This window comes from Serratia fonticola (assembly GCF_001006005.1).
In the GTDB taxonomy this organism is placed as follows: Bacteria; Pseudomonadota; Gammaproteobacteria; order Enterobacterales; family Enterobacteriaceae; genus Chania; species Chania fonticola.
In genome coordinates this window covers 1855743-1869056 of record NZ_CP011254.1, presented here as the reverse complement: position 1 = coordinate 1869056, position 13314 = coordinate 1855743, and the positions used below count along the sequence as shown (strand labels likewise).

10 protein-coding genes are annotated in these 13314 nt (G+C 58.0%); 2 read left to right on the top strand and 8 right to left on the bottom strand.

Annotated elements, in window-relative coordinates:
• Positions 1-31 precede the first annotated feature (31 nt).
• The 8 genes from exaC to fdnG all read right to left on the bottom strand — a co-directional run bounded on the left by exaC (position 32) and on the right by fdnG (position 11462).
• On the bottom strand, positions 32-1570 hold the full coding sequence (exaC, locus tag WN53_RS08260; RefSeq protein WP_024483262.1) for an acetaldehyde dehydrogenase ExaC: 1539 nt from the start codon (positions 1568-1570) through the stop codon (positions 32-34).
• Positions 1571-1789: 219 nt separating this feature from the next.
• A complete protein-coding gene (gene selB, locus WN53_RS08255; RefSeq protein WP_024483263.1) occupies positions 1790-3631 on the bottom strand; it encodes a selenocysteine-specific translation elongation factor in 1842 nt (613 codons plus the stop codon).
• Complete coding sequence (selA, locus tag WN53_RS08250) at positions 3628-5019, bottom strand: L-seryl-tRNA(Sec) selenium transferase (protein ID WP_024483264.1); 1392 nt, start codon at positions 5017-5019, stop codon at positions 3628-3630. The genes selB and selA overlap by 4 nt, the downstream gene beginning before the upstream one ends.
• A gap of 71 nt (positions 5020-5090) precedes the next feature.
• Entirely contained in the window at positions 5091-5735 is a 645-nt protein-coding gene (locus WN53_RS08245; protein ID WP_024483265.1) for a DcrB-related protein, read from the bottom strand.
• A gap of 194 nt (positions 5736-5929) precedes the next feature.
• A complete protein-coding gene (gene fdhE / locus WN53_RS08240) occupies positions 5930-6859 on the bottom strand; it encodes a formate dehydrogenase accessory protein FdhE (protein WP_024483266.1) in 930 nt (309 codons plus the stop codon).
• Positions 6856-7494: a formate dehydrogenase cytochrome b556 subunit gene (gene fdoI / locus WN53_RS08235; RefSeq protein WP_021181336.1), complete on the bottom strand. Its 639-nt coding sequence runs from the start codon at positions 7492-7494 to the stop codon at positions 6856-6858. Before fdoI ends, fdhE begins: the two co-directional genes overlap by 4 nt.
• Positions 7491-8402 (bottom strand): formate dehydrogenase subunit beta, encoded by a 912-nt coding sequence (gene fdxH, locus WN53_RS08230; RefSeq protein ID WP_024483267.1) that lies wholly within the window; start codon positions 8400-8402, stop codon positions 7491-7493. The genes fdoI and fdxH overlap by 4 nt, the downstream gene beginning before the upstream one ends.
• A gap of 12 nt (positions 8403-8414) precedes the next feature.
• The gene (fdnG, locus tag WN53_RS08225) at positions 8415-11462 is read right to left on the bottom strand and encodes a formate dehydrogenase-N subunit alpha (protein ID WP_080660652.1); all 3048 of its coding nucleotides are present in this window, start codon (positions 11460-11462) and stop codon (positions 8415-8417) included.
• 206 nt (positions 11463-11668) lie between these two features.
• Between fdnG and fdhD the strand changes: the two genes are divergently transcribed.
• Together fdhD and sodA are read left to right on the top strand one after the other, a co-directional pair.
• Positions 11669-12463: a formate dehydrogenase accessory sulfurtransferase FdhD gene (fdhD, locus tag WN53_RS08215; RefSeq protein ID WP_390901742.1), complete on the top strand. Its 795-nt coding sequence runs from the start codon at positions 11669-11671 to the stop codon at positions 12461-12463.
• A 128-nt stretch (positions 12464-12591) separates the two neighbouring features.
• Positions 12592-13215 (top strand): superoxide dismutase [Mn], encoded by a 624-nt coding sequence (sodA, locus tag WN53_RS08210; RefSeq protein ID WP_024483271.1) that lies wholly within the window; start codon positions 12592-12594, stop codon positions 13213-13215.
• Positions 13216-13314: the final 99 nt, after the last annotated feature.

Genomic DNA, 13314 nt, shown 5'->3' with positions numbered 1-13314 from the left:
GTTTCAAGCTGGTTGACGTTAGTCAGGCGGGTCAGAACAGCCCCATCGGTTTCTCGGAGTAGCTCACCAGCAGGCATTTGGTCTGCTGATAGTGCTCCAACATCATCTTATGGGTTTCCCGCCCGATCCCCGACTGTTTGTAGCCGCCGAATGCCGCATGTGCCGGGTAGGCATGGTAGCAGTTGGTCCAGACGCGGCCCGCCTGAATGTTGCGCCCCATCTGGTAGGCAATGTTGCCGTTGCGGCTCCACACCCCGGCCCCCAGGCCAAAATCGGTATCATTGGCCAGCGCCAGCGCTTCATCCATATCCTTGAAAGTGGTCACCGCTAGCACCGGGCCAAAAATCTCTTCCTGGAATACCCGCATGCTGTTCTTACCGAACAGAATGGTGGGTTCCATGTAGTACCCTTGCGCCAAGCCGCCATCCAGCGCCTTGCGGCGTCCACCGGTCAGCACCTTGGCACCTTCCTGCTTGCCGATTTCGATGTAGTTAAGGATGGTCTTCATCTGCCCTTCGGAAACCTGCGCCCCCATTTGGGTGCTGGCGTCCAGCGGGTTGCCGCTACGGATGCTCTCCACCCGTTTGATGGCCCGCTCCATAAAGCGCTCGTAGATCGATTCCTGCACCAGCGCCCGGCTCGGACAGGTACAGACTTCCCCCTGGTTGAAGGCAAACAGCGCAAAGCCTTCCAGCGCCTTGTCGAAGAACGAGTCCTCTTTGTCCATCACGTCGGCAAAGAAGATGTTGGGTGACTTGCCGCCCAGCTCCAGCGTCACCGGAATGATGTTCTGGGTGGCGTAGCCCATGATTTGGCGGCCCACTTCGGTCGAACCGGTAAAGGCCACTTTGGCGATACGCTTGGAGGTGGCCAGATATTCCCCGATTTCACCGCCTGCGCCGTTGACCACGTTGATCACCCCTGGCGGCAGGATGTCCTGGAGCAGTTCCATCAACACCAGCACCGATAGCGGCGTCAGCTTGGCCGGTTTCAGCACGATGCAGTTACCCGCTGCCAGCGCTGGCGCCATCTTCCAGCACGCCATCAGCAGCGGGAAGTTCCACGGAATGATTTGTGCCACCACGCCCAGCGGTTCGTGGAAGTGATAGGCCACCGTTTCTGAGTCGATCTCACTAATCCCGCCCTCTTGCGCTCGTACGCAGGCAGCAAAGTAGCGGAAATGGTCGATAGCTAACGGAACGTCGGCATTGACGGTTTCGCGGATCGGCTTGCCGTTATCCCAGGTTTCTGCCGCCGCCAGCAGATCGATATTCTGCTCCATGCGATCGGCGACCCGGTTAAGCAGGTTGGCGCGCGCCTGCACCGACATTTTCCCCCAAGCCCCTTTGGCATCGTGGGCAGCATCCAGCGCCAACTCGATATCCTGTGAGGAGGAGCTGGCCACTTCGCACAGCGTCTGGCCGGTGATCGGCGTCAGGTTGGTGTAATACTCGCCCTGTACCGGTGCTACCCAGGCACCCCCGATAAAGTTGTCGTAACGTTTTTTCAGCTTGAGAGGAAACCCGGTGTTTTCAGGCGTGAGGTGATTTGCCGTAGTGGTATTCGCCATTTGTATCTCCTTTTAACGTGGCTGCAACCTTACCGCCCGTAGACGGTAAGCAGGTTCACGGCACCATGGCCGCAGATCCAGTGATCAAACTTAAGAAGCGGTGAACTATCTGTAGCCGGAATGATAGGGGTTTATGAGGAGAAATGGCGAAACAATGCTCAAACGCATGAGGGGTGTCACAATCTTTTAAACTGGGCGCAACAATATGCACCCATAATTTCAACCGCCAAACAGCCCGCGATCCCGCAACAGGTGCTGGTTCCCCTTACGCCGGGTAAAGCCGCTGCGATCGAAGAATTCCAATACCTGGATCGCCAGCTTGCGGCCAACCCCCAGCCGATCGCGGAAGTCACCGGCATTGGTGCTGCCTTGCGTGGCGTCCAGCTCGCGGATCATCGCGGCAAACTGTTCGATACGCTGGCTGAGGTAGTAGCGATCGACCACCACGGCGGTGACGTAGCCAAGCTGTGCCGCCTTGCGCAACGCGGCGCGAACGCTGTTTTCCTCTTCGCCCAACGAGGCGGCCAGATCGCGCACCCACCAGGGCTCTTCACCAAACAGCGGCTCAATGCGGCTCCATAGTGCCTGTTGCTCGCTGCTGAATGCCAAACCGTGGTCCGGCAGGTGCAGCCAGCCGCGCGTATTGCGCAGCAAACCCGCCGCCAGCAGCCGATCGATCATCATAAATACCAACGGCTCATGCAGCGCCGGTAACGCCATACGGCGCAGACGAGCGCGCCCCAGGCCTAGCTGATCGGCATGTTGCTGATGATATTCGGCCAACACCTGCAACAGACGCTGCTCATGCGCTTGCACGTTGGCTGGGGCCAACGCCATCTCGCCGGAGATCATCAGGGCATAACCTGCCAGCAGTTCCTGTAGGCCCTCATCCGTCAGCTGTCGTGCCCAGGCAAACGCGGCCAAATCCAGTGCGCCACCCGGCAAACGCAAATCCAGCACCTGCCCATCGCTGGATGCCTTAGCCAGCGCTGCCAGCCAGGCCAGATACTCCGGCTGACGCTTGCCCCGTTTCGGCGAGGAGAGCCCCAGCACGCGTGCAGCGCCCAGTGTTTGGCGCGCGCTGATATCACGCAACACTAGCCGATCGTTTTCCACCAGCCACAGCGGACGATCGAGGATCAGCTCCGCCAGGTTGTCCGCCAGCAGCGCAATGCGCCCGGTGATATGGCTGGCGGCATGGTGAATATGTAGCGACTGCCAGTGCTGGATCGGCGCATCGGCCTCTATCGCCACCAGAATACGCTCTGCCGCCGCTGGCGGTTGTTGCGCCAACAGCCAGTCGCCGCGCGTTAGCTGGTCTTTGCTGACGTCACCGCTGATATTCAGCGCAATGCGCTGCCCGGCAACCGCCTGTTCTGCCACCTGATTCTGCGCATGCAAGCCGCGCACCCGCACCGGCACATCCGCACCGGTCAGCCACAGCGTATCGCCTACCGCGACGCTGCCGCCCAGCGCCGTCCCGGTCACTACAAGCCCGGCACCTTTGACGCTGAAAGCGCGATCCACCGCCAGCCGAAAACGACGGGATAGTAAGTGCTCACCGGGTTGCAGCGCCAACAGATGCTGGCGCAGCTCATCAATACCTTCTCCCAGGGCCGCCGCAGTAACAAACACCGGCACATCATGCCAGCCCTGCTGCGCCAATTCGGCCAACACCTGGGTTTGCACTTCAGCGACTCGCGCAGGATCCACACGGTCGGCTTTGGTTAACGCCACCGTCAACTGCGCTCTGCCGCTCAGGCGCAGGATCGCCAGGTGCTCGCGGGTTTGTGCCATTACGCCATCGTCGCAGGCCACCACCAGCAGCGCATGATCGATGCCGCCAATGCCTGCCAGCATGTTAGCGAGGAATTTTTCATGGCCGGGAACGTCGATAAACCCCAGCACGCGGCCATCGGGCTGCGGCCAATAGGCATAACCAAGATCGATGGTCATGCCACGGCGTTGCTCCTCCGGCAGGCGATCGGCATTGATGCCGGTGATCGCCTGTAGCAGGGTGGTTTTGCCGTGGTCGACATGGCCAGCGGTGGCGATAATCATGCGCTCAGCGCCTCAACCAGTGCGCCCTCCTGTTCAAGGCAACGCAGATCGAGCCACAGTTTGCCGTCGTTGATACGGCCAATGACCGGCTGCGGCAAGCTACGCCACTGCTGGGCCAAGCCTTCTAACGTTGCGCCCCGGCCATCGAGTGGGGTAAAGGTCAACGCGTAGCTCGGCAGGCGATCTACCGGCAACGAACCGCTGCCAATCTGTGACCAGCACGGCTCACTGCGCAGCTCGAAGCGGCCAGCAAACCGCGGAGCCAACTGGCTCTGCAAACCTTCGGCGGTTTGCTGCATCTGTTGCTGTGGGCGGGTCAGTAAGCGCAAGGTAGGTAAATGTTCTGCCAGTAACTCCGGCTGTTGATACAACCGCAGCGTGGCTTCCAGCGCCGCCAGCGTGATTTTGCCGACGCGCAGGGCGCGCTTGAGTGGGTGCTGCTGCAAACGGGCAATGAGATCTTTTTTACCGACGATAATCCCGGCCTGCGGCCCGCCCAGCAGTTTATCACCAGAGAAGGTCACCAGATCGACACCGGCGGCAATCAGGTGTTGCGGCATTGGTTCGGCTGGCAAGCCGTATTGCGCCATGTCGATCAGCGAGCCACTGCCCAAATCGGTCGCCACAGGAATGCCCTGTTCGTGGCCCAACACCGCCAGTTCGCTTTCATCAACCGCAGCGGTAAACCCTTGAATGCTGTAATTACTGGTATGCACCTTCATCAACAGGCCGGTTTGCTCGTTGATGGCGGCACGATAATCTTTCAGATGTGTACGGTTGGTGGTGCCAACCTCCACCAGTTGGCAGCCCGCCTGGCGCATGACGTCCGGGATGCGGAACGCGCCACCAATCTCCACCAGTTCGCCACGTGATACCACCACCTGCTGGCCCGGTGCCACTGCCGCCAGCATCAATAGCACCGCTGCCGCGTTATTGTTGACGATGCAGGCATCTTCCGCCCCGGTGAGCTGGCAGAGCAAATCCGCGATGGCCCGATCGCGATGCCCACGGCCTGCGCCATCCAAATCGTATTCCAACGTCACGGCACTGCTCATGGCACTGACCACCGCATCCACTGCCGGTTGCGCCAACAGCGCTCGCCCCAGATTGGTGTGCAGCACGGTACCGCTGAGGTTAAACACGGGTTGCAACGCCGGGCGCTGCTGTTGTTCCAGGCGTGCCTGTAGCGCCTGCGGCCAGTCCTGACACCAGGCAGGCAGTTGTTGCTGCGTCTTGATAGCTTCACGCGCCTGCGCCTGCATCTGGCGCAGCAGTTCGCTGATAAGCGTCTGGCCGTGTTTGGCGACGGCGGGTTCAACCGCAGGATCGCGCAGCAGGCGGTCGATGGCAGGTAACTGGCTGTATAGGTGCTGGGATTCAGTGCTCATGGTCACTCGATTTTTCAGTGTCCGGTTATCGGCAAACTGGCTTGTTGGCGTGCCGAGCTAAACCAGTCAGGTTATTTAACCTGCATGGTATCAATAATTCGCTGTACCAGGGCATGATGTAGATCCGGTGTTTTAGCTGGCGTTAACAGCTGCAACGTCACGACCCGTTTATTGAACACCGTCAACACGATGGTGGAAACCAGTTTTTGCCCGTTGACCGTCTGTTCGGTATCCAGACGATGGAACTTCTGCTTACCGACGTTGAAATTCTCTTCTTTGGTTTTCTTGATGTTCTGATAACGGTCAGACAGCTCGGTAATGATGCTTTGCGTCAGCTCTTTGAGCATCGCATCACTGGTATTGATCTTCATGTCTGCCGGCGGGATCACTTCCGAAGCGACGGTGCGCTGGCGTGATTTGCTGTCGAGGAACAGCTGAATAGTCGATTTATTGTCGTTGATGATGCCGCTCAGCTTGGTCTGATCGCTGAAGCCCGGCGGCAGTTCAAAGGTGATTTGGCCTTTTTGCAGCGAAACGTTCAGGCCTGGGGCGGGTTTGGGTTCTTCCACCGGCGGAGCTGGCGTTACGGGTTGTGTCACGACCGGTTTTGGCTCGGGTGCGGGGACTTCCGGCTTTTTGCTGTCCTGGTTATCGCAGGCTACCAGCCCGGTAAGCAGCACGGCTAGCGCCGCGCCTTTGGCAAGGGTCTTCAACATCATGTCTTCCTTTCGCGTTACGCGTCTTGACGTAACGGTAGCAACTCGCCTCCCGGTTTGCCAGATGTCTAATCCGAAAGTCGCTGCGGCCCCCTCACCCCAACCCTCTCCCACAGGGAGAGGGGGCTGCAAAAGTGATGGAGTTGAGTTGGGCAATTACAGTGGCAAGGGGCGAACGAAAAAACCAACTGTCATCATTCCCCAGGGAACAGGAACGGGTTGATACTGCTGCGCGCAAAGCCTTCCTCTTCCATCTTGGCATCGAGGATAAGCGAAGCCAGATCGTCGGCCACCGCCTCGACCTTCGGGTCCTTCTCCTGATAGAGGATCTTCAGGTAGGTGCCGCAGTCGCCACAGCTTTCCGCTTTCACCGCGGCCTGCTCACTTTCCAGTGACCAGTAGTTGAGATCGCCGGTTTGTTCGCAGTTGCTGCATTTCACCCGCACCACGTGCCATTCGCTCTCGCACAGGTTGCAGTGCAGATAGCGCAGGCCGTTCACGGTACCAAGATGCACCACGCTGGAAACCGGAATACTGCCGCAAACCGGGCAGAACTGGCGATGTTCGCCGTACTCGGCCCATGCCTTGCCAGGGATCTGGCTGGCCATCTGCGTCCAGTACAACGACAGCGCCGCCCAAAGGAACGGGGCTTTGTCGCTGCCTACTTTGGCAAACTCGCCTTTCAGCAGGGCGCTGGCCAACAGCTCCAGCTCATGGGACGAGGATTTCTCCAGGTTATCCAACACCGCCAGCACGTGTTCCGGTGCCTGCGGGCGCAGTTCTGCGATCAGCGATGCCAGCAGCTTGTGCCAGTGTTCGCTGCGTGGATAGACGCTGATGTCCAACGGCGGCTTGCCGCTGGCGGCGCTCTGGGTCAGCGTTTCGCCGAGATCCAGCTCCAGCGGATTATCGTGGCAGGCGTTGTGCTGCGCTTGCGCAATGCTGGCGGCAAAATTGAGATAGTCACCCAGCGGATGGTCTGCGGCCAGTTGCTGCAGACGTTCGGCTCGGCGGGTATAAAGGCTCTTCAAGTTGGCGAAAAGTAACGGCGGAATAGTTTCCGCCGTTGAAGACTTTTCACGCTGTGCCCCTAACTGCTCTTTAGGAACGATGCGGATACTCATCTGGGTTTGTCTTCCTGTTGTTTCTCGCGGACCTCACGGTACCAGCGCGGGTGATGCTTCTTGGCCCAGGCAGCCGGCACCCAACCTTCCACCATCGCGGTAATGGTGCCTTTTACCCACAACGCGGCGTAAATGTGCACCATAATCACGATGATCAACCCCACCGCTGCCAACGAATGCACCACCAACGCGATGCGGATCAGCGGAATGGAGAAGGATGGGGCAAAGTATGGCCGCCAGATAACGATACCACTGGCCAGCAACAGCACCAGACTGATGATCGCCGCCCAGAATACGCACTTCTGACCGAAATTATAACGCCCAGTGTCACCCACTTCCTCATTCATGGCGATTTTGTGGATGTTTTTCGCCCAGACGATATCTTCCCGGTTGATCAGGTTGTGCTTCCAGTAGCGCAGGAACATCAGCAGGAACGCGACGAACATCAACACCCCGGTGAAGGGGTGAAGGATGCGTGCCAGCTGTGGCGTACCAAAGATATTCATCAGCCAGTTAAAGGACGGGAACAGGAACCCCAGCCCGCTGATGGCGGCAAAAATAAAGCAGAACGCCACAATCCAGTGGTTAATCCGCTCCGGCGCGCTGTAGCGCTGAATTGGCTTTTCCTTCCTCATTTGCGCGTCTCCTCATCATGATGCTCGTCCTTCGGATCCTGCTCTTCCTCTTCTTCAACGCGGTTTGGCCCCACGCCAACGTAGTGGAAAATACTGGCCGCGAAGGTGGCAGCAAACCCGATGGCGGCCAACGGTTTCCAGACCCCTTTCCAGAAGGTCACCGCCGGGCTGATGGTCGGGTTATCCGGTAAACCGTGATACAGCTGCGGTTTATCGGCGTGATGCAGTACGTACATCACGTGAGTGCCGCCCACGCCAGCCGGATCGTACAGACCGGCATTCTGGTAGCCACGGGTTTTCAGTTCATCGACACGTTCCGCCGCGACATTTTTCATCGCTTCTTTGGTGCCGAAGTGGATCGCCCCAGTCGGACAGGTTTTCACACAGGCCGGTTCCTGGCCAACGCCAACGCGATCGACGCACAGGGTACATTTGTACACCCGATTGTCTTCCGCGTTCATGCGTGGCACGTCGAACGGGCAACCAGCGATGCAGTAGCCACAGCCGATGCAATGTTCGGACTGGAAATCGACGATGCCGTTGGCGTACTGGATGATGGCCCCTTCCGCCGGACAAGCCTTCAGGCAGCCCGGATCGGCACAGTGCATGCAGCCATCCTTGCGGATCAGCCACTCCAGCTTGCCGTGCTCCTCAACTTCCGAGAAGCGCATCACCGTCCACGATTTGGCGGTCAGATCGGCGGGGTTATCGTAAACCCCGACGTTGTGCCCCACTTCATCGCGGATATCGTTCCATTCAGAACAGGCTACCTGGCAGGCTTTGCAGCCGATACAGGTAGTGACATCGATCAGCTTGGCCACTTCTTCCTGGTGATCGCGCGCGCGCGGTGCCGGGGTGAAGCCATTGGTGGCGGATTTACGAATGATGTCTTGAGATTGCATTGCCATAATTCGTCTCCGTTACACCTTTTCCACGTTAACCAGGAACGCCTTGAACTCTGGCGTTTGCGTATTGGCATCGCCGACAAACGGCGTCAGCGTGTTGGCGATAAAGCCTTTCTTCGCCACCCCTTCGTAACCCCAGTGGATCGGGATGCCGATGGTGTCCACGTCCTGGCCGTTCACCTGCAGAGTACGAATACGTTTGGTCACCACCGCCTTGGCCTTGATATAGCCACGGTTGGAGCTGACTTTAACCGTATCACCCTGCTTGATGCCTTTCTTCTCGGCCAGCTTCTCGCCAATTTCGATGAACTGCTCTGGCTGAGCGATGGCGTTGATCAACGCATGCTTGGTCCAGTAGTGGAAATGTTCGGTCAGACGATAGGTGGTACCGACATACGGGAACTTGTCGGATTTGCCCATCGCGGCCAGATCGTCTTTGAACACGCGCGCCGCCGGGTTGGACACCACGTTCGGGTGCAACGGGTTGGTGCCGAGCGGCGTTTCAAACGGCTCGTAGTGTTCAGGGAACGGCCCTTCCGCCAGTTTGTCGAGGGCAAACAGGCGGCCCATGCCTTCCGGCTGCATGATAAACGGCCCGACGTCGCTGCCCGGTGCGGCGGCGCTGTAGTCCGGGATATCCACCCCGCCCCACTTGGCACCATCCCACTCCAGCAACTGGCGTTTGGCATCCCACGGTTTACCCGCTGGATCCGCAGACGCACGGTTATACAGGATGCGGCGGTTCAGCGGCCAGGCCCAGGCCCAGCCCAGCGTGTTGCCAAGGCCAGAAGGATCGGCGTTATCACGGCGCGCCATCTGGTTGCCCGCTTGCGTCCAACTGCCTGCGAAGATCCAGCAACCACTTGCCGTGGTGCCATCATCACGCAGGTGCGCAAAGGTACTGAGCAGTTCGCCTTTCTTCGCCAACACTTTGCCGTCTGGATCGAGGACATCCGCCAGCGCCCGGCCGTTGCTCTCCATCGCCACTTCTTCTGGCTTCGGATTTTCCGGGGTCAGGTAATCCCAGGACATGTTCAGCAACTGCTCAGGGACCGCACCGCCGTCACGGGTGTACATTTCGCGCAGACGCGTCAGCAGCCCCGCCAGAATTTCACCGTCGTTCAGCGCTTCCCCTGGGGCATCGGCCCCTTTCCAGTGCCATTGCAGCCAGCGGCCGGAGTTAACGATTGAACCGTTCTCTTCGGCAAAGCAGGTGGACGGCAGGCGGAACACTTCGGTCTGGATCTTCGATGGGTCAACGTCGTTGAACTCATCGTGGTTCTGCCAGAAGTTGGCGGTTTCGGTGTTCAGCGGATCAATGGTCACCAGGAACTTCAGCTTGGCCAGTGAGGCCACCACTTTGTTCTTGTTCGGGAACGACGCAACCGGGTTAAAGCCCTGGCAGATATAGCCATTCACTTTCCCCTGCGACATCATCTCGAAATACTGCAGCACGTCGTAGCCTTTGTCCCACTTCGGCAACCAGTCAAAGCCCCAGCTGTTATCTTTCTGCGCTTTGTCGCCGTAGAAGCTCTTCATCATGCTGACGAAGAATTTCGGGTAGTTGCTCCAGTAGTTGACCTGGCCCGGCAGCAGCGCCTTCGGCGTGTTGGCTTTCAGGTAGGTCTCCAGATCGGCCTGCTTCTCGGAAGGCAGCGTCATGTAGCCCGGCAGGCTTTGTGACAGCAGACCCAGATCGGTCAGACCCTGGATATTGGAGTGGCCACGCAGGGCGTTCACGCCACCACCCGCCATACCCATGTTGCCAAGCAGCAACTGGATCATCGCCATGGTGCGGATGTTCTGCGCACCGACCGAGTGCTGTGTCCAGCCCAGGGCGTAGAGGAACGAGGCCGTCTTGTCGTTGGCGCTGGTTTCGGCGATATATTCGCACACCTTGAGGAAGTCTTCGGTTGGCGTGCCGCAGATGTTGGTTACCACCTCTGGCGTATAACGGCTGATGTGCTTTTTCAGCAGGTTCCACACGCAGTTCGGATCCTGTAGCGTAGTATCACGCTTGGCGAAGCCGTTCTCGTCGAGCTGGTAGTTCCAGGTGGTTTTATCGTATTTGCGATTTTCCGCGTCGTAGCCGCTGAACAGGCCGTCGTCGAAGGTGAAGTCTTCCCGCACCAGCAGGCTGGCGTTGGTGTAGGCGTCCACGTATTCGCGGTTAATCTTGTTATTGGTGATCAGGTACAGCAAGACGCCCGACAGGAAGGCAATGTCGGTACCTGAACGGATAGGCGTGTAGAAATCCGCCACGGATGCAGTACGGGTAAAGCGCGGATCGATGACGATCAGCTTGGCTTTATTATGAATTTTGGCTTCCATCGCCCAGCGGAATCCCACTGGATGCGCTTCTGCCGCATTACCACCCATGACAATAACTAAGTCGGCGTTCTTGATATCAACCCAGTGGTTGGTCATCGCACCGCGACCAAATGTTGGAGCAAGACTTGCTACCGTTGGTCCGTGTCAGACACGCGCCTGGTTATCTACGGCAAGCATGCCGAGAGCGCGACTAAATTTTTGGGTCAGCATACCGGTTTCGTTGCTGGAGGCCGAAGCACACAGCATCCCGGTAGAGAGCCAACGGTTTACCGTTACGCCAGCGGCGTTGGTCGCTTCGAAGTTGGCATCGCGGTCTTCTTTCATCAGTTTGGCGATGCGGGTGAAGGCGTCGTCCCAGCTGATGCGTTGCCACTTGTCTGAGCCTGGAGCGCGATATTCAGGGTATTGGAGACGGCTTTCGCTGTGGATGAAATCCACCAGACCTGCCCCTTTCGGGCACAGTGCACCACGGTTTACCGGATGGTCTGGATCCCCTTCGATATGGAAGATGCTCTCTTTGGCGTTTTTGGCGCCATCACCAAGGCTGTACATCAACAGCCCACAGCCGACGGAACAATACGTGCAGGTATTACGGGTTTCACGGGCGCGCAGCAACTTGTACTGCCGGGTTTCCGCCAATGCCACCGCCGGGCTAAAGCCCAGTGCAGCTACCGTGGTTCCTGCCATACCGCCAGCGCAGATCTTAAAGAACTGCCTTCTGCTGACCTGCATGGGGGGTCTCCTTTCTCTCTCGTGTTGTCACATTGTTTCAAATGACGCTTTCCCCCTCAAAGCGGGAAGCGCTAAAATCACTATTCTTATGTGGGTATTGGCCAAATGGGCCGCAACGGCGCCGCAATAATACCATAGCAGGCGTAGGGTTGTTACAAACAGGTGCCAGGAAAGTGAACAAAATTAACCAAGAGCAGCCCACAAATGTGAACGAGCTCACGGGCCTGATCCAGGCTCCGGTGTACCAGCGCGGGCAACTGACCACCAAAGAGCAAGATTGGCTCGCCGAAGAGGTGCCGGTCGCGCTGGTGTATAACGGCATTTCTCACGTGGTGATGATGTGTACGCCAAAGGATCTGGAGGCGTTCGCCCTCGGTTTTTCCCTCTCGGAAGGGATTATCGACTCGCCACGGGATATCTTCAGTATAGAGGTTAATCCCACCTGCAACGGCATGGAAGTACAAATCGAGCTTTCCAGCCGCCGCTTTGCCGGGCTGAAGGAGCGCCGCCGGGCGATGGCAGGCCGCACAGGCTGCGGCGTTTGTGGCATTGAACAGTTGGCGGATATCTTCCGGCCAGTCACACCATTGCCCTTTACCCAGACCTTCTCTTTGGCCAATCTCGATCGCGCCCTCAGCCAGTTGCGCCAGTTGCAGAACGTCGGCCAGTTGACGGGTTGCACCCACGCTGCAGGTTGGATCTCACCACAAGGTGAACTGCTGGGGGGCTGCGAGGACGTTGGCCGCCATGTGGCGCTAGACAAGATGATCGGCATACGCGCCAAACAGGGCTGGCAGCAAGGGGCAATCCTGGTTTCCAGCCGGGCCAGCTACGAGATGGTGCAAAAATCCGCCATGTGTGGTGCCGAGATCCTGTTCGTGGTTTCTGCCGCTACCTCACTGGCAGTGGAAATCGCCGAGCGCAGCAACCTGACATTGGTTGGCTTTAGCAAGCCAGGCCGGGCAACCGTGTTTACTCATCCGCAGCGTATTACCGATTAACCCCTAAACCACACAGTCTGTAGGGCATTGATAATCATTTTCAATATCATTTAATTAATTATAATGCATCATACTGCTTACGCGGTGCTCACATTTTGCGCCGCCCTACACTACTGGAGATGATGATCATGAGTTATTCACTGCCATCCCTGCCTTACGCATACGACGCACTAGAACCGCATTTCGACAAGCAGACGATGGAAATCCATCACACCAAACACCACCAGACCTACGTCAACAACGCCAACACCGTGCTGGAAGCGTACCCTGAGCTGGCTTCGCTGAGCGTAGAAGAGCTGATCCAGGATCTGGATAAAGTCCCTGCAGACAAGCGCACCTTTATGCGCAACAACGCAGGCGGCCACGCTAACCACAGCCTGTTCTGGAAAGGTCTGAAAACCGGCACCACGCTGGGTGGCGATCTGAAAGCCGCTATCGAGCGCGATTTCGGCAGCGTAGAGAAATTCCAGGAAGAGTTCGAGAAAGCCGCCGCCACCCGTTTCGGTTCTGGCTGGGCTTGGCTGGTGCTGAAAGGCGACAAACTGGCCGTGGTGTCTACCGCTAACCAGGACAGCCCGCTGATGGGCGAAGCCGTCTCCGGCGCTTCAGGCTTGCCAATCGTTGGCCTGGACGTGTGGGAACACGCTTACTACCTGAAATTCCAGAACCGTCGCCCTGACTACATCAAGGCATTCTGGAACGTAGTGAACTGGGACGAAGCGGCCAAACGCTTCGCCGAAGCCAAGAAATAATTTGGCGTTCCCCTATGGATTTCGAGTTGCAGCTAGGCGACAAGCTTACTCATCCCCAGGAGCTTACTTTTAGTAAGTGACTGGGGTGAGTAAGTGCAG